The organism is Streptomyces sp. NPDC005752 (assembly GCF_040630715.1).
Classification (GTDB): Bacteria; Actinomycetota; Actinomycetes; order Streptomycetales; family Streptomycetaceae; genus Streptomyces.
Window position 1 is genome coordinate 86,862 of record NZ_JBEXYB010000007.1, and the last position, 17,718, is coordinate 104,579.

General features: G+C 70.4%; 10 protein-coding genes and 1 tRNA gene. 1 reads left to right on the forward strand and 10 read right to left on the reverse strand.

The features are described 5' to 3' along the window. Positions 1-200 precede the first annotated feature (200 nt). Positions 201-815 (forward strand): cysteine hydrolase, encoded by a 615-nt coding sequence (locus ABZ441_RS08400; RefSeq protein WP_358969742.1) that lies wholly within the window; start codon positions 201-203, stop codon positions 813-815. Between the two features lie 158 nt (positions 816-973). On the opposite strand, the gene ABZ441_RS08405 is transcribed toward ABZ441_RS08400, so the two are convergent. The 10 genes from ABZ441_RS08405 to ABZ441_RS08450 all read right to left on the reverse strand — a co-directional run bounded on the left by ABZ441_RS08405 (position 974) and on the right by ABZ441_RS08450 (position 17,608). Continuing rightward, a tRNA-Thr gene (locus ABZ441_RS08405) sits at positions 974-1,047 on the reverse strand. A gap of 98 nt (positions 1,048-1,145) precedes the next feature. Next, the gene (locus ABZ441_RS08410) at positions 1,146-2,675 is read right to left on the reverse strand and encodes an alpha/beta hydrolase (RefSeq protein WP_358969743.1); all 1,530 of its coding nucleotides are present in this window, start codon (positions 2,673-2,675) and stop codon (positions 1,146-1,148) included. 137 nt (positions 2,676-2,812) lie between these two features. Next, positions 2,813-4,018: a DNA polymerase III subunit delta' gene (locus ABZ441_RS08415; protein ID WP_358969744.1), complete on the reverse strand. Its 1,206-nt coding sequence runs from the start codon at positions 4,016-4,018 to the stop codon at positions 2,813-2,815. Between the two features lie 109 nt (positions 4,019-4,127). Then, a complete protein-coding gene (gene tmk / locus ABZ441_RS08420) occupies positions 4,128-7,262 on the reverse strand; it encodes a dTMP kinase (protein WP_358969746.1) in 3,135 nt (1,044 codons plus the stop codon). Between the two features lie 342 nt (positions 7,263-7,604). After that, a complete protein-coding gene (gene topA, locus ABZ441_RS08425) occupies positions 7,605-10,472 on the reverse strand; it encodes a type I DNA topoisomerase (RefSeq protein WP_358969748.1) in 2,868 nt (955 codons plus the stop codon). Between the two features lie 279 nt (positions 10,473-10,751). Next, the gene (locus tag ABZ441_RS08430; RefSeq protein WP_358969750.1) at positions 10,752-10,949 is read right to left on the reverse strand and encodes a hypothetical protein; all 198 of its coding nucleotides are present in this window, start codon (positions 10,947-10,949) and stop codon (positions 10,752-10,754) included. Between the two features lie 441 nt (positions 10,950-11,390). After that, complete coding sequence (locus ABZ441_RS08435; RefSeq protein ID WP_358969751.1) at positions 11,391-12,896, reverse strand: class I SAM-dependent methyltransferase; 1,506 nt, start codon at positions 12,894-12,896, stop codon at positions 11,391-11,393. A 291-nt stretch (positions 12,897-13,187) separates the two neighbouring features. Then, the gene (locus ABZ441_RS08440; RefSeq protein ID WP_358969753.1) at positions 13,188-13,814 is read right to left on the reverse strand and encodes a small secreted protein; all 627 of its coding nucleotides are present in this window, start codon (positions 13,812-13,814) and stop codon (positions 13,188-13,190) included. A gap of 283 nt (positions 13,815-14,097) precedes the next feature. Next, a complete protein-coding gene (locus ABZ441_RS08445; RefSeq protein ID WP_358969755.1) occupies positions 14,098-16,572 on the reverse strand; it encodes a sodium-translocating pyrophosphatase in 2,475 nt (824 codons plus the stop codon). Between the two features lie 586 nt (positions 16,573-17,158). Next, on the reverse strand, positions 17,159-17,608 hold the full coding sequence (locus ABZ441_RS08450; protein WP_358969756.1) for an ATP-binding protein: 450 nt from the start codon (positions 17,606-17,608) through the stop codon (positions 17,159-17,161). Positions 17,609-17,718: the final 110 nt, after the last annotated feature.

The following is a 17,718-nucleotide window of genomic DNA, read 5'->3' on the forward strand; positions in this document are numbered from 1 at the left end:
CCCCGGCGGGCGTACGGAGCTCTTTCGTGCGGACCACAGATCCACCACGAAGTGCCCCCGCGGAGAACGGGCCGGCGGCCGCCCGGTACTCACGACAGGGGGATCCGCGCACGACAGCCACGCGTGACGAGACCGATTGCTCCCCTTCTCAGGCAAGCTGTTCCTGTCGTTGATGTGTCCCAGCTCACCGAGGAGCCGTCATGTCCGAGACCTTCCGCCTCGACCCGGCGAAGACCGCACTCGTCCTGATCGAGTACCAGAACGACTTCACCAGTGAGGGCGGGGCACTCAATACCGCCGTGTCCGGGGTGATGGAGAAGACCGGGATGCTCGCGAACACCGTGGCCCTGGTCGAAGCCGGGCGGGCCGCGGGCGTCACCATCATGCATGCGCCCATCACCTTCGCCCCCGGCTACGGCGAGCTCTCCCGGACCCCGTACGGCATCCTCAAGGGCGTCGTGGAGGGCTCGGCCTTCGTCAAGAACACCTGGGGCGCCGCGATTGTGGACGACCTCGCACCGGCCGAGGGCGACATCGTGATCGAGGGCAAGCGCGGCCTCGACACCTTCGCGAGCACGAACCTCGACTTCATCCTGCGCAACAAGGGAATCGACACGATCGTTCTGGGAGGCTTCCTCACCAACTGCTGCGTCGAGTCGACGATGCGCACGGGGTACGAGAACGGATTCCGGGTCGTCACCTTGCCGGACTGCGTGGCCGCCACCTCCCAGGAGGAACACGAGAACGCGATCACCTACGACTACCCGATGTTCTCGATCCCCATGACGTCCGCCGACGTCATCGCCGCCCTCTGACAGCACGCGGCGGCTGTACCGGGCGTCTGTCGGCCGCCCGGGGCGGCCGACAGAACCTACCGGGCCTCCGTCCACCGGTGCGGCCGGCAGAATCCCCCGTCCGCACCCGGGCATGAAAAAACCCCAGGTCACGGCGAGTGAGTCCTGGGGTAATTCCGAGCCGCCTTCGGGATTCGAACCCGAGACCTACGCATTACGAGTGCGTTGCTCTGGCCAACTGAGCTAAGGCGGCACGCGCTGTCGCACCATGGTGCGGTCAGCAGCGACGCCAAGTCTACACAGTTTCCAGGAGTGCTCCGCACCGCCCGCCGCCACTGCTGTATCCGCAGGTCAGGTGCACTTCTTCCCGTTCTTGGGCGGCGTTCCCTCCAGCAGATAGGTGTTGATCGCCGTGTCGATGCAGTCGCTGCCCCGGCCGTACGCCGTGTGACCGTCGCCCTCGTAGGTGAGCAGGGTGCCGGAGGAGAGCTGGTCCGCGAGGGACTCGGCCCACTTGTAGGGAGTGGCCGGGTCGCGGGTGGTACCGACCACGACGATCGGGGCGGCGCTCTCCGCCTCGGTGCGGTGCGGGGTGCCGGTGGCTTCCACGGGCCAGGAGCCGCAGTTCAGAGCGGCCCACGCGAAGCCCCTGCCGAAGACGGGCGACGCCTTCTCGAACTCCGGTAGCGCCTTCTCCACCTCTGCGGGGCCGGTGAAGGCGGGGGCCAGGTCGAGGCAGTTCACGGCGGCGTTGGCGAACATCAGATTGGCGTACTTGCCGGTGGGACCGCGGTCGTAATAGCTGTCGGCCAGAGTGAGGAGGCCGGAGCCGTCACCGCGCTGCGCCGCGGCGACGGCTTCGCGGAGCTGGGGCCAGGCGGCCTCGTCGTACATCGCGGCGATCACGCCCGTGGTCGCCAGGGATTCGGTCAGCTGCCGGGTGTCACCCGTCGGCACGGGCTCGGAGTCCAGGTCGCCGAAGAGCTTCGTGAGCGCGGTCGCCGCATCGGCGGTGGACGTGCGTCCGAGCGGGCAGTCCGTCTGCTTCACACAGTCCGCGGCGAAGGACTGGAACGCCGCCTCGAAGCCGGCGGTCTGATCGCGGTTGATGTCGATCGCGGGGAGCGACGGGTCCATCGCCCCGTCCAGGACGAGACGTCCTGCCCGGGCGGGGAACAGCTCGGCGTAGGTCGCGCCGAGGAACGTGCCGTACGAGGCGCCGACGTAATGCAGCTTGTCGTCACCGAGCAGGGAGCGCAGGACGTCCATGTCGCGTGCTGTCTCCACCGTGGAGACATGCGGGAGGATCGTGCCGGAACGCTTCTCGCAGCCGTCGGCGAACTTCGCGTAGGACTTGTTCAGCTCGGCGATCTCACCCTTGTCGTCCGGGGTCTGGTCCACCTGCGTGTAGGCGTCCATCTCCTTGCCGGTGAGGCACTCGACCGGTTCGCTGCGGGCCACACCGCGTGGATCGATGGACACCATGTCGTACCGGGCCCGGACCGGGGCGGGGTAGCCGATGGCCGCGTACCCCTGGAGGTAGTCGACGGCCGAGCCGCCGGGGCCTCCGGGATTCACCAGGAGCGAGCCGATCCGCTTTCCGGGACCGGTGGCCTTCTTACGTGAGACGGACAGTTTGACGTCCCCGTCGTCGGGCTTCGCGTAGTCCAGAGGGGCCTTCATCGTGGTGCACTGGAAGCCCTCGACACCGCAGTCCCGCCACTTCAGCTTCTGGCCGTAGTAGGGCTCGAGCTCCTCGGGGGCGGCCGAGCCCGTCGCCGACGCGCTCGGGGCCGAACCTCCACTGCTGCAGCCGGAGACGAGCAGGCCGGCAGTGCCGAGCCCGATGGCGAACGTACGGAGCAGGCGCCTGGTGTCCATCCCCGGAGCGTAGCCGCCGCGTGACGACTCAACAGATTCCCTACTCATACGGGTGAATTCACCCGGCTCCGAGGTCCACCCGTGATGCCGCAGCCACACGGGCCTCACCTGCCCGGCGCCGACTCCGCCACCGGACGTCAGCCGGCCCGGAGCGCCACCGTCATCGCCTCCACGGCGAGCAGGGGCGCCACGTTGCGGTCGAGGGCGCGGCGGCAGGCGATCACTGCCTCGATCCGGCGCAAGGTCCGCTCCGGGGTGGACGCCTCCGCGACCCGGTCGAGCGCGTCCCGCACGTCCGTGTTGGCGAGGGCGATCCGGGAGCCGAGCTGCAGCGCCAGCACATCGCGGTAGAAACCGGTGAGTTCGCTCAGCGCGAGATCGATGCTGTCGCGCTGCGTACGCGTCCTGCGGCGCTTCTGCCTGTCCTCCAGTTCCTTCATCGCACCCGCCGTCCCACGCGGCATCCGGCCCCCGGCCACACCGCCGAGCGCGGCCTTCAGGTCGTCCGTCTCCTTGACGTCGATCTCCTCGGCGACCTGCTTCGCGTCGTCCGCCGCCGTGTCGATCAGTTCCTGGGCCGCCTTGAGGCAGCCACCGACGTCGTGGACACGGAGCGGGAGCTTGAGCACCGCCGCACGACGGGTACGGGCCCGCTCGTCCGTGGCCAGCCGGCGCGCCCTGCCGATGTGCCCCTGTGTGGCGCGAGCGGCGAACGCGGCCCGCTCCGGGTCGATGCCGTCGCGCCTGGTCAGCACATCGGCCACGGCGTCCACCGGTGGCGTACGCAGGTTGAGATGGCGGCATCGGGAGCGGATCGTGGGCAGAACGTCCTCGAGGGACGGGGCGCAGAGCAGCCACACCGTGCGGGGCGCGGGCTCCTCCACCGCCTTCAGCAGGACGTTCCCCGCGCCCTCGGTGAGGCGGTCCGCGTCCTCCAGGACGATGACCTGCCAGCGGCCCACGGCAGGTGACAGCTGGGCACGGCGGACGAGCTCACGGGTCTCCTTCACACCGATGGAGAGCAGATCCGTGCGGATCACCTCGACGTCGGCGTGGGTGCCGATCAGCGCCGTGTGGCAGCCGTCGCAGAAGCCACAGCCGGGAGCTCCGCCCAGGGCCCGGTCGGGGCTGGTGCACTGGAGCGCCGCCGCGAAGGCACGGGCCACGGTGGACCGGCCGGAGCCCGGCGGGCCGGTGAACAGCCAGGCATGGGTCATCTTCGAGCCGGGGGGCACCGGGCGTCCCGCGGACTGGGCGGTGACCAGCGCATCGGCGTCCCGGGCGGCGGCGCCGAGCTGCTCCTGCACCCGGTCCTGTCCGACCAGGTCGTCCCATACGGTCATGGTCACCGCCCTTCCGGTGGTGTGGTGCGGCAACGCCGGTGTCCCAGCGCTTCCCTATTGTGCGGGAAGGGTCTGACAATCCCGGCGTTCCGCCTCCACCGTCCGCCCGTCAGCGGCGCGGCTTGCGCCCGCCCCGTCCGGAGCCGCCCTGATCGTCGTCGTGGCCGCCGAGCAGTTCGTCGGCCAGGGACGGCAGATCGTCCAGCGGTGTCTCCTCCGCCCAGTCCGGACGGGGCCGCCCGCCGCGGCCGCCCTGAGCCGCCGAACCCCGGGCCTCACGCCCGGCCTGCGGGTCGTCGCTCACCTGGGGCAGCTCACGCGTGCGCTCGTTCTCGTTCTCGGCACCGGAAGCCCGGCGCGCGTCGCGGAAGACGCCCGGCGGCACGCGGTCGGACGGATCCTCGTCCCGCACGGGCCGCAGGACCGCGGTCTCGTCCGCATCGCGCACCGGCGGCAGTACAGCCGTCTCGTCCGCGTCGCGCGCGGGGCCGTCCGGCCGGGCGACCGGCACGGGCTGCGTGATCTCGTTCGGATTCACGACAGGCGTCGCGACGGTGAGCTCGTTGTCCTGCGACGACGGCCCGGTCTCCCGGAGCCCGGAGTCGCCACGCTCCTCGGCACGCTGCGCGGCGGCCGCTGCCGCGGCCTCCTCGGCCCGGGCGGCTGCCTCGGCCTCGGCACGGCGGCGTGCCTCCTCGGACCTGACAAGCGCCTCCTCCGCCTTGCGCTGCTTCTCCAGGCGCAGCGCCTCCGCCTCCTTGCGCAGGCGCGCCTCCTCCTGGGCCTGCCGGCGCAGCCGCTCCTGCTCGGCCTCGCGCACCTGCTCCTCGGCCTCGAGACGGGCCCGCTGCTCCTCGGCACGGCGTCGCGCCTCCTCGGCACGCTGCCGGGCCTCCTCAGCCTGGCGCTCGGCCTCGCGCTGACGGGCTTCTTCCTCCTCGCGGCGCCTGCGCTCCTCCTCCTCGGCACGGAGCTTCGCGAGCTGAGCCTGCCGCTCGGCCTCCAGCCGCTCCTCCTCGGCCTTGCGGGCAGCCTCCTCCTCGGCCTTGCGCCGGGCCTCCTCCTCGGCCGCCCTGCGCGCCTCCTCCTGGGCCTTGATCTCGGCTTCGGAGAGGGGAAGGAGCCGGTCGAGCCGGTGGCGTACGACCGTGGTGATCGCTTCGGGCTCCTGCCCGGCGTCCACCACCAGGTACCGGGCCGGGTCGGCGGCTGCGAGGGTCAGGAAGCCGGAGCGCACGCGGTTGTGGAATTCGGCCGGCTCGGACTCCAGCCGGTCGGGCGCCTCGGTGAAGCGTTCGCGCGCCGTCTCCGGGTCGACGTCCAGGAGCACCGTCAGATGCGGTACGAGCCCGCTGGTCGCCCAGCGCGAGATCCTGGCGACCTCGGTCGGTGCGAGGTCCCGGCCCGCGCCCTGGTAGGCGACGGACGAGTCGATGTAGCGGTCGGAGATGACGACCGCGCCGCGCTCCAGTGCCGGGCGGACGACCGAGTCGACGTGCTCGGCGCGGTCGGCGGCGTACAGCAGTGCCTCGGCCCGGTTCGACAGACCGGCCGACGAGACGTCCAGGAGGATCGAGCGCAGCCGCTTGCCGATCGGGGTGGCACCCGGCTCGCGGGTCACGACCACCTCGTGGCCCTTGGCGCGGATCCATTCGGCGAGCGCCTCGACCTGGGTGGACTTGCCGGCTCCGTCGCCGCCCTCCAGGGCGAGGAAGAAGCCGTTCGCCGCGGGCGTGACCGCGGGGTCGCCGCCACGCAGCGCCTCACGCAGGTCACGGCGCAGCGGGACACCGGCGCGGTCGTCGGTCTTCGCGAGGACGATCACGGCGACGGGCAGCAGCAGCGCGCCGATGAGCATCAGCGCGAAGGCCGCTCCACCGTGTGCGAAGACGAAGTCACCGGACCCGAGACGGTGCCGGCCGATGGCGGCGGCGAGCAGCGGACCGCCCACCGCGCCGAGTGCGACGAGCACCCGGACGGCGGCCTGGAGATGCTCGGTGGTCTTGGCCTGGCGGAAAGCCTCGGTTTCCTGGTCGATGACCGCATGCCCGATGTGTGCGGCGACCCCCGCCGCGTAACCGGCGAGCAGCGCGATCAGCAGACCGGTGGCGGTGTCGGGCACCAGGCCGAGCGCGAGGAGCGCGACCCCCGTGACGGCGACCGCCAGTGCCAGCAGCCGACGGCGCGACAGGGCGGGCAGCACCTTGGGCGCGGTACGGATACCGAGCGCGGTGCCACCGGTCAGGGCCAGGATCAGCAGGGCGAAGGTGGCGGGTCCGCCGTCGAGGTCGGCGGCGTGCAACACGGAGACGGCTGCTGCGGCGGCGATGGCCCCGGCAACCGCGGAGCACGCCGCGACGACCAGCGGAATGCTGCCGGTACGGCCCTTGTCCGAGCCCGTTCCGGTTCCGGCAGTCGGCCGGCGCAGGCCCTCCAGGGGCGAGCGGGGGCGGGGTGTCCGGGTGGCCGGGATGTCGAGGAAGTAGAGGGTCGAGACCGAGGCGGAGAAGAGTCCCGCCGCGAGGTAGGAGCCGAGGGCGGCCTGGTGGAAGGAGAACCAGTCGAAGCCGGTGCCGAGCAGTTCACCGACCAGCGCGGCGATCACCAGAACGGCGGCGGCCGCGGGGACCGCGAGGAAGTTGGTCCGCAGGGAGAGCCTGCGCAGGGCGTCGAGGTGGTCCGGCAGCGGGCGCACGGCGGCACCCTCGGGGGGCGGGGCGGGGAGCAGCGCGGGGGCGGCGCTCTCCTTGGCCACCGACCACAGCCGTTCGCCGGCCCCGGTCACGAAGACCGTGATCAGGATCATCATGAGTGCCTTGTCCGGCATCCAGTCGATCCACAGGGGCGCGACGACCAGCAGAGCGAGCCGCAGCCCGTCCGCCCCGATCATCAGCCAGCGCCGGTCGACCGGGCCGGCGGGCGCCGTGAGCGCCGTCAGAGGCCCCAGGAGTACGGCTCCGAAGAGCACGGTGGAAAGAATCCGGGCGCCGAACACGGCGGCGACGGCAAAGGCCGCCCCGCGGTATCCGGCCCCGAAGGAGCCCTCGAGGACCGCCGCCTGCAGCGACAACAGCACGAGCACAAGAAGGGCGAGTGAATCGCCGATACTGCCGACGAGCTGGGCGCTCCACAACCGCCGGAGCGGGGGAACACGCAACAGGGCTCGTACGGCGCGCTCGCGTGAGTCTGCGGCAAGTGTGTCGGAGGTGGGGCTCACGACCGGTGGCTGCTCGGCTCGCGTCATCCGCCCAGCCTATCGGGAGCCGCGCGGTGCCCGGGGGCCGCGTCCGAACATATGCCCAACGGAAACGCGGCCCGGCCGTGCACGAACGCCGGAAGGGCCAGGTGGCCCCGGCTCTTCCGGCGTTCGTGCACGGCCCGCGGCCAACTCTGGACAGTCCTGCGGCAGGCACCGTGAGCCGTGACCGGGCCGCGCGGGGCGGTCAGCTCTTCACGGCATCGCACGGGACGGTCCGCCCATCGCCGCACTGCGCGGGCACAGGCGCCCCTTCGCAGCTCCGCGACCGGCAGTCGGCGTTTCACCGCCCACGCCCGGTGGTGGGCCACTCGCTGCCGACGCCTGCGGTCAGCTCTCCTCGGGCGTAGCGGAAGCCGTCTTCTTCGCCGTGGCGGTCGCCTTCTTCGCAGGTGCCTTCTTGGCGGCGGCCGTCTTCTTCGCGGCAGACGTCTTGGTGGCGGTCGTCTTCTTGGCGGTCGCCTTCTTGGCCGTCGTGGCCTTCTTCGCGGTCGCCTTCTTGGCCGGAGCCTTCTTCGCCGTCTTCTTCTTGGCGGGCCCCTTGGCCCGCTTCTCGGCGAGCAGCTCGTAGCCGCGTTCCGGCGTGATGTCCTCGACGCTGTCGTCGGTCCGCAGCGTCGCGTTCGTCTCGCCGTCGGTGACGTACGCGCCGAAGCGGCCGTCCTTCACCACCACCGGGGAGCCGCTCACCGGGTCGGTGCCCAGCTCCTTCAGCGGCGGCTTCGCAGCTGCCCGCCCGCGCTGCTTCGGCTGGGCGTAGATCGCCAGGGCCTCTTCGAGCGTGATGTCGAAGAGCTGGTCCTCGGAGGTCAGCGACCGCGAGTCCGTGCCCTTCTTCAGGTAGGGCCCGTAGCGGCCGTTCTGCGCGGTGATCTCGACGCCCTCGGCGTCCTCACCGACGACACGCGGCAGCGACATGAGCTTGAGCGCGTCGGCCAGCGTCACCGTATCGAGCGACATCGACTTGAAGAGGGACGCCGTCCGCGGCTTCACCGCGTTCTTGCCCGTCTTCGGCGTGCCCTCGGGCAGCACCTCGGTGACGTACGGGCCGTAGCGCCCGTCCTTCGCGATGATCTGGTTCCCGCTGACCGGGTCGGCGCCGAGTTCGAAATCGCCACTCGGCTTGGCCAGCAGCTCCTCCGCGAGCTCCACGGACAGCTCGTCGGGCGCCAGCTCCTCCGGCACGTCGGCGCGCTGGTGGCCCTCGGAGTCCTTCTCGCCCCGCTCGATGTACGGGCCGTAGCGACCGACACGGAGCTTGATGTCGTTGCCGACGGGGAACGAGGAGATCTCGCGGGCGTCGATCGCGCCCAGGTCGGTCACGAGCTCCTTCAGGCCGCCGAGGTGGTCCCCGTCGCCGTTGCCCGCGTCGGAGGCCGCACCGGCACCGGTCGTGTCGTCCCCGGCACCGAAGTAGAAACGGCGCAGCCACGGCACGGACTGGGCCTCGCCCCGCGCGATGCGGTCGAGGTCGTCCTCCATGCGAGCGGTGAAGTCGTAGTCGACGAGCCGGCCGAAGTGCTTCTCCAGCAGGTTGACCACGGCGAACGAGAGGAACGACGGCACCAGGGCCGTGCCCTTCTTGAACACGTAGCCGCGGTCGAGGATCGTCCCGATGATCGAGGCGTACGTGGACGGGCGGCCGATCTCGCGCTCTTCGAGCTCCTTGACCAGCGACGCCTCGGTGTACCGGGCCGGAGGCTTGGTCGCGTGCCCGTCGACCGTGACCTCGTCGGCGGTCAGCGCGTCGCCCTCGGCGACCTGCGGCAGCCGGCGCTCACGGTCGTCCAGCTCGGCGTTCGGGTCGTCGGCGCCTTCGACGTACGCCTTCATGAAGCCGTGGAAGGTGATCGTCTTGCCGGACGCGGAGAACTCGGCGTCCCTGCCGTCGCTCGCCCGGCCACCGATCTTCACCGTGACGGAGTTGCCAGTGGCGTCCTTCATCTGGGAGGCGACGGTCCGCTTCCAGATCAGCTCGTAGAGCCGGAACTGGTCACCGGTGAGGCCGGTCTCCGCCGGGGTGCGGAAGCGGTCGCCGGAGGGGCGGATCGCCTCGTGCGCCTCCTGCGCGTTCTTGACCTTGCCGGCGTACGTGCGGGGCTTGTCGGGCAGGTAGTTCGCCCCGTACAGCTGCGTGACCTGCGCCCGGGCCGCGGAGACCGCGGTGTCCGAGAGGGTCGTGGAGTCCGTACGCATATAGGTGATGAAGCCGTTCTCGTACAGCTTCTGCGCCACCTGCATGGTGGCCTTGGCCCCGAAGCCCAGCTTCCGGCTCGCCTCCTGCTGGAGGGTCGTGGTGCGGAAGGGCGCGTACGGCGAGCGGCGGTACGGCTTCGACTCGACCGAGCGGACCGCGAACGTCGAGTCGGCGAGCGCCGCGGCCAGGGCGCGCGCGTTGGTCTCGTCCAGGTGCAGCGTCTGGGCGGAGCCCTGCTTGAGCTGCCCGTCGGGGCCGAAGTCGCGGCCCTGGGCGATACGGCGCCCGTCGACCGCGCTGAGGCGGGCGGTGAGCGTCGAGGGGTCGGAGATGTCACCGGTGCGGCCGGTGGCGAAGGTGCCGGTCAGGTCCCAGTACTCGGCGGAACGGAAGGCGATGCGCTCGCGCTCCCGCTCGACGACGAGGCGGGTGGCGACGGACTGCACGCGGCCGGCGGAGAGCCGCGGCATGACCTTCTTCCACAGGACGGGCGAGACCTCGTAGCCGTAGAGGCGGTCGAGGATACGGCGGGTTTCCTGCGCGTCGACCATGCGCTGGTTCAGCTCGCGCGGATTGGCGACGGCGGCCCGGATCGCGTCCTTGGTGATCTCGTGGAAGACCATCCGGTGGACCGGGACCTTGGGCCTGAGGACTTCCTGCAGGTGCCACGCGATGGCTTCGCCCTCGCGGTCCTCATCGGTGGCGAGGAAGAGTTCGTCGGATTCGGCAAGGAGCTGCTTGAGCTTCCTGACCTGGGACTTCTTGTCTGCGTTGACGACGTAGATCGGCTGGAAGTCGTTATCGACGTCCACGCCGAGGCGGCGTACCTCACCGGTGTACTCGTCCGGCACTTCGGCGGCGCCGTTCGGCAGGTCGCGGATGTGCCCGACGCTCGCCTCGACGACGTATCCGGGGCCGAGATAGCCCTTGATCGTCTTCGCCTTGGCAGGCGACTCGACAATGACGAGTCGGCGGCCTGCGGTCTCGCTGGTCGGGGACAACTTCGCTCTTCTCTCCGGTCGGCACTCGTGGGCATCCGGGCAGCGCTCTGTGCTGCCTGCGGTGCTGTCGCTGCGGAGTGTGACGGTACAACCCGCCCCCGTGTCAAACGGCAAAAGCCCGCAACGGCCACTCGAACGGTAACCCGACTTCCGCCATTCCTGCCGCCCGGACCGTCCGGTCCGGGCCTCGCGGTGCTGTCGCCTGCGGGATTCGCGGTCCCGCCGGGGAACCGTGCGTCATGGCCGCCCGACGCCCGACGCCCCTGCCGGAGAGGTGGATCAGATGCGGGTGAGGCACCACACGCCGAGGACGAGGAAGAGTACGCCGAAGAACGTGGCGAGAGCGGTGGAGGCGACGGGGCTCACACCGAGCGCCACCGGCGCGCGCTGGATGGTGCGCGCCCCCGTCCAGACCAGGAGGGCGGCACCGAACAGTGCGAAAGCCGCACCGGCGAAAACGGCGGTGACACTCTCCATGTCCGTACCCCTCACACTCTTCCCCGGCTGCCGCCGAGGCGCTCGTACGCCGCCGCGATTCCCGCGGCTCACGTGCCGTGGCCCTTGTGCCGTCGCGCAGCGCGGGCGGCTCGGCAGAGGGGAGGCTGCCACTCCGGGGAGTCGTCGGCACGAACCGGGGATGAACACCGTGCGGCTGCCCCGGGAACTGCCCTGAGCGGAATCTGCGAGCCGCACCGGGTTGGTGTGCGATCGGACGAGGGGGCGCTGGTCAGAAGCTTTCCGGGCTCAGGAGGACATGACCGAGGGCACGGTAACGGAGCGCGCCTGCGTCCCGCGTGACGACATCACCCGGCCGCCCGTGCCGGCGGTCTCGAAGGCCGCCGCCGTCACGGGCCCCGCCATGGCTGGGCGCACGCCAACCGCAGGACCCCGGCGTCGTCGTGGTGACGCTGCGCCGCTCTACCGCAGGGGCTCCAGGAAACCTTCCTCCACCAGCAGCCGGATCGCCTGCGGGGTGCGGTCGCGCAGCAGCACCGGGTCCTCGGCCATCAGCTGGGCGATGGCGTCCAGAATCCTGCCCGCCGGCAGCGAACCGTCGCACACACCGGCGAACCCGGCCCCGACGGCATCGACCTTGGTGGCACGGCGCATTCCGCGGTGCTGACGCAGCACCACGTGCTCGGGGTCCTCGGCGCCCGGCATCCCGACCTGCTCCTGCACGACCTCCTCGGCAAGGGTGAAGTGCGCGGCCAGCAAAGCCGCGTCGTCGTGCTCCCGCAGATAGTCCTGCCGTGCGAAATGAGCCTCGACGGCAGGGCCGAGGGGCTGCTCCACCGCGTGCGGCCACTCCTCGGCCACGAGCGAGGGATTCCCGGCGGCTGCCGCGGCGGACTTCCGGAGCGTGATCCAGCCGAAGCCGACGGCCTTGGTGCTGCGGGCTTCGAACTCGTCCAGCCATGCCTCGTACCGCTCGGTGTACAGCGCGGGGTCCGTGCGGTGGTCACCGCTGTCGCGCAGCCAGAGCTCGGCGTACTGCGTGACGTCCTGCACCTCACGCTGCACGATCCAGGCATCGCAGCCGGCGGGCACCCAGGAGCGCACCCGGTCCTGCCACTCCTCGCCCTCCACGTGCTGCCAGTTGGCGAGGAACTGCGCGTACCCGCCCTCGTTGAGCCGGTCCCCGGCCTGTTGCACGAGGGTCCGGCACAGATCGTCGCCGCCCATGCCGCCGTCGCGGTACGTCAGCCGGGCACCGGGCGAGATGACGAAGGGAGGGTTGGACACGATCAGGTCGTACGTCTCGGAACCGACCGGTTCGAAGAGCGAACCCTCCCTCAGGTCCGCGGAGGCCGCTCCGGACAAGGCGAGGGTCAGACGGGTGAACTCCAGAGCACGCGGGTTGACGTCCGTGGCCGTGACCCGGGTGGCGTGCTGAGCGGCGTGCAGGGCCTGGATGCCGGAGCCCGTACCGAGATCGAGTGCGGACGCCACGGGCCTTCGCACGGTGACCCCGGCCAGCGTGGTGGACGCCCCGCCGACGCCGAGGACGACGCCTTCCTCGTGCGAGCCGATGCCGCCGGCCCCACCGACCGCGCACCCCAGGTCGGAGACGATGAACCAGTCCTGCCCCTCGGGACCGCCGTAGGGCCGGACGTCTACCGTCGCCCTCACCGTGTCGCCCTCACGGACCACCCAGCCGTCCTGGACGCACTCCTCCAGCGGGATGGCGGCATCGGCCGCTGCAGCAGGAACGGGCCGCTGCAGCAAGAAGAGCCGCACGAGCGTGTCGAGCGCGGAATCCCCGCGGGTGGCCCGGAGCGCCGGGACGGTCTCACTGCGGGCGAGCGCGGCGTACGCCGGCGCGCCGAGCCGTTCGAGGAGGCCATCGGCCGTGAAGGCGGCGGCGATCAGGGCTTCGCGGAGCCGGGGGGCACGGTCGGATGCGGGGAGGCTGGTCGTACTCACCCCACCATTGTGGCCGCTCTCTCCGACAACGGCAGCGGCCCGGCACCCACGAAGGGCGTCCGGGCTGCCACGAGGCGCCTCACCCGTCGCGACTGCACGCCCTCCGCCTTCCGCGAGGGGCCCGTCCGCTGCGGCTTCACACCGGTCGCGGCTTTCGGCGGTGAGAACTTCGGCGGCCGCGGCTCTGGGCGGTGAGGACTTCGGCGGCCGCGGCTTTCGGCGGTGAGGACTTCGCCCAGGCACGCCGGCGCGTGAGCCGCCGCCGTTGCGGGTTTCCCCTCCCCGCCGCCTCTACGACTTCTCGCTCGCCGAGGCGGAAGGCGAGGCGGACTTCGACGCCGGGGCGGAGGGGGCGGATGCGGGAGGAGCCGAGGCCGTCGGCTTCTGGCAGCCCTTCTGCTTCGCCATCGCGGAGCCGACCTCACCGGACTGAAGCTTGTTCAGCGCCTGGTCACCGTTGTTGCTGATCTTTGTCAGTTCGTCGGCGAGACCGCTGAGGCTGTCGGCGAACTCCGCCTGGTCCTTGGTGTCGAACTCGTCGACCTTCGTCTTCAGGTCCGCGTAGGCGACGGAGGCGGCATTGAGCTCCTTCACGGCCTCCTTCTGCGTGGTCTCTCCGCCGTCCACGGGGGGCGCGCCCGCGGACTGCACGGCCGTGCCCAGCTGCTTGTACGCCTGCGAGATCTGCTGGAAGGCGGCCGAGTCGGTCTTCTGGACGTCGGCGGGCTTGCTCTGGTCATCCGTCTGCTGCTCGATCGCGGCATTGGCGTTCGCGATCTTCTGCAACTGCGGCTGAACCTGGTCGCAGAACTTCTTCGCCCAGTCGTTCACCTTGTTGTCGCTGTCGTCGCTGCAGCCCGACAGAGTCAGTACGAGTACCGCACCGCCGGACAGTGCGGCTGCAAGCTTCTTGTTCACCGGATTGGGTCCCTTCCAAGGCTCTCGGCCCCGGAACTTACACGCCAAGTGGGCGGCAATCAGGCGACGGGTATCCGATATACATGCCTTTGCAGCCATTTGCACCAAGGAGAATGAGGGAGATACAACTCACCTGCCCACTGGGACACCGGTACGACCCCACCTCCGGTGAGCAGCGGCAGGCCCGCATGCCCGGACAACGGACGACACGTCAGGACGCGCCGCCCACCGCCTCACTGAACCGGTGTCACCTTCGAGGTGAACGCCCCCATGACCGTGCACGTCATGAAACCGCCGCAGGGCCGGTGGACTTGGCAGTCCCGCCGCCTCCTCCGTCGTCACCGCCACCACCGCCCGGCCCGTCGCCGTCGCCGTCGCCCACGGCGATCCCACGACGCTTGGACACATAAACCGCGCCGACGATGACGACGAGGGCGATGACGGCCACTGCGGCCCGCACCGCCGCACTCGCGTCATCGCCGTAACTGAACTGCACCACCGCGGGGGCGATGAGCAGCGCCACGAGATTCATCACCTTGAGGAGTGGGTTGATGGCCGGGCCGGCCGTGTCCTTGAACGGGTCCCCGACCGTGTCGCCGATGATCGTCGCGGCATGCGCCTCGCTGCCCTTGCCGCCGTGGTGACCGTCCTCGACGAGCTTCTTGGCGTTGTCCCACGCACCACCGGAGTTGGCGAGGAAGACGGCCATCAGGGTGCCTGTGGCGATCGCACCCGCGAGGTACGAACCGAGGGCCCCCACGCCCAGGGTGAATCCCACCGCGATCGGTGCCAGAACGGCGAGCAGCCCGGGCGTGGCGAGCTCACGCAGGGCGTCCTTGGTGCAGATGTCGACGACGCGCCCGTACTCCGGCTTCTCCGTGTAGTTCATGATCCCGGGACGCTCCCGGAACTGCCGCCGGACCTCGTGGACCACGGCCCCCGCCGAACGGGAGACCGCGCTGATGGCCAGCCCGGAGAAGAGAAAGACGACCGCGGCTCCGAGGATGAGACCGACCAGGTTGTTCGGCTGCGAGATGTCCAGGCTCAGCCCCAGCTCCCCCGCCCGGGCCCCCACGTCGTCGACCGCCGTGGCGATGGCATCGCGGTACGAACCGAAGAGCGCGGACGCCGCCAGGACCGCCGTGGCGATCGCGATGCCTTTGGTGATGGCCTTGGTGGTGTTGCCGACGGCGTCGAGGTCAGTGAGGACCTGGGCTCCCGCGCCCGTGACGTCCCCGGACATCTCGGCGATGCCCTGGGCGTTGTCGGAGACCGGACCGAAGGTGTCCATGGCGACGATGACACCCACGGTGGTGAGGAGACCGGTCCCCGCCAGGGCCACCGCGAAGAGCGCCAGCACGATCGACGTACCGCCGAGCAGGAAGGCCCCGTAGACGCCGAGGCCGATCAGGAGCGCGGTGTAGACGGCCGACTCCAGGCCGATGGAGACACCCGCGAGCACGACGGTCGCCGGGCCGGTCAGCGAGGACTTCCCGATGTCCCGGACCGGACGCCTGCTCGTCTCGGTGAAGTAGCCGGTGAGCTGCTGGATCAGGGCAGCGAGCACGATCCCGATGGCTACGGCGACCAGGGCGAACACCCGCGGGTCCCCGCCGTGCGTCGTGACGGAGCCGTCGGTGACCCCGTCCAGCCCGGCGTACGAGGACGGCAGATAGACGAACACGGCCACCGCCACGAGGACGAGCGAGACCACGGCGGAGACGAAAAATCCACGGTTGATGGCAGTCATACCGCTGCGGTCGGCGCGCCTTGGAGCAACGGCGAAGATCCCGATCATGGCCGTGATCACCCCGATCGCCGGGACGATCAGCGGAAAGGCCAGCCCCGCGTCCCCGAAGGCGGCCTTGCCCAGGATGAGTGCGGCCACCAGCGTCACGGCGTACGACTCGAACAGGTCCGCGGCCATGCCCGCACAGTCACCGACGTTGTCCCCCACGTTGTCGGCGATGGTGGCGGCGTTGCGCGGGTCGTCCTCGGGGATGCCCTGCTCCACCTTGCCCACGAGGTCGGCGCCCACATCGGCGGCCTTGGTGAAGATCCCGCCCCCGACCCTCATGAACATGGCGATCAGCGCGGCACCGAGGCCGAACCCCTCCAGCACCTTGGGCGCGTCGGCCGCGTAGACGAGCACCACGCAGGAGGCACCGAGCAGGCCGAGGCCCACCGTGATCATGCCGACCGCACCACCCGTACGAAAAGCGATCTTCATCGCTTTGTGCGAAACGATGGTGAGATCCTTTTCCGGTTCCCCCTCGGCGGGAGTCGCCTCACGCGCGGCAGCAGCCACGCGCACATTGGTTCGAACAGCGAGCCGCATACCGATGTATCCGGTGGCCGCCGAAAACAGAGCGCCCACCAGGAAGAACAGCGAGCGCCCCGTGCGCTGCGACCAGTTGTCGGCCGGGAGCAGCAGAAGCAGGAAGAACACGACGACGGCGAAGATACCGACGGTGCGCAACTGACGGGCCAGATAGGCATTCGCTCCCTCCTGGACCGCCGCCGCGATCTCTTTCATGCGTTCGGTACCTTCACCCGCCGCCAGCACCTGGCGTACGAGCAGCCGGGCCACGACCAGCGCGGCAAGCGCGACGACAGCGATGACGGCGACGATCAGCCGGTTGCCATCGGTGAGTACCGCGGCTGCGAGTGAGGTGGAGCGGCCGGAAGGTGCGGAAAGGTGCGTCAGTTCTGCCAGTGGGGTGTTGCAGAACTCCGGGGTGTCGAAGAACTCCGCCATACGTCCTCCTTGACGCTGAGCGCCCAAGTCGTGGAGGGATTGTAGGGAGCGGAACCTGATCAAAACAGTGGATGGTCAATGAAATCGACATTCGTCCACCCAATGGCAAATGATCTCGGTCGCATTGGGACCCGAATGCAGTAGTGGAGCAGACGAGTGACATGTGTCGAATCAACGAGATCGTCGATCAAGCGCGAAGGGAAACGCGCTGCTCAACAGGGATCGATCACACCACTTCGCCTACCGGTCGAGATTGCGAGGGCACGCGGGAGCGGGGCAGCGAGGACGTGTGGCTGGCAACGGGGCGAGCTCGCGAGAGGCGGCGGGCGCCATGTCCGAGCCAGGAGGTGCCCGGGCGGGATCGGGGCGGCGGGCGCGGCACGCCGACTGCAGCCACGACGGGTGGCGCGCGGGTGCGGCACGGCTGGTGCACTGAGCGGCGCGGGACACGGAGCTGGACCGAATGCACTGAGTGAGGCACATGGTCGGCCGCTGTGGGCCACTGGGCGCTACGGATCAATGGGCCCTACAGGTCACCGGGCGCTGGGCGCTGTGGGTCACCCTGTGGGTAACCGGGCGCTGTGGGTCAGGGAAGCACCACGGCCGGAGTCTTCGGCCAGGTCATGCGGATCACTCCACCGTCCGCGCCCGTGAGGACTTCCACGTCGTCGACCAGGCCGCTGATGACCGCAAGGCCCATCTCGTCCTCGGTGTCGGCGTCGCCTTCCGGTACGTCCGGATCTCCGGCTCCAGGCGCTCGCGGCGCCGAGGAACCGCTGCCCGGGGCGGGAAGCCCATCGCCGACCTCGATGGAGAACGCCTTCTCCTCCTCGGTCAGAACGACCGTGACCGGGGCGGCCACGTGGTGGCTCCGGTGCAGCCCCACGGCGCGGCTGCACGCTTCGCCGACTGCAAGTCTGACCTCGTCGAGCACCGCCTCATCGACGCCGGCCCGGCGTGCCACGGCGGCTGCCACCAGGCGCGCCGTCCTGACGTGTTCGGGCTGAGCGCTGAAGCGGAGTTCAACGGTTGGCATGTCATCCCCCTCGAACTTTTGGGCGTGCATTTCAGGGGCCCGGGCGTGGCGCCCGGTACCCCTGCTCTCACTTCCTGTGGAACCGACGAAGCCGGCAGCCGACCACATGG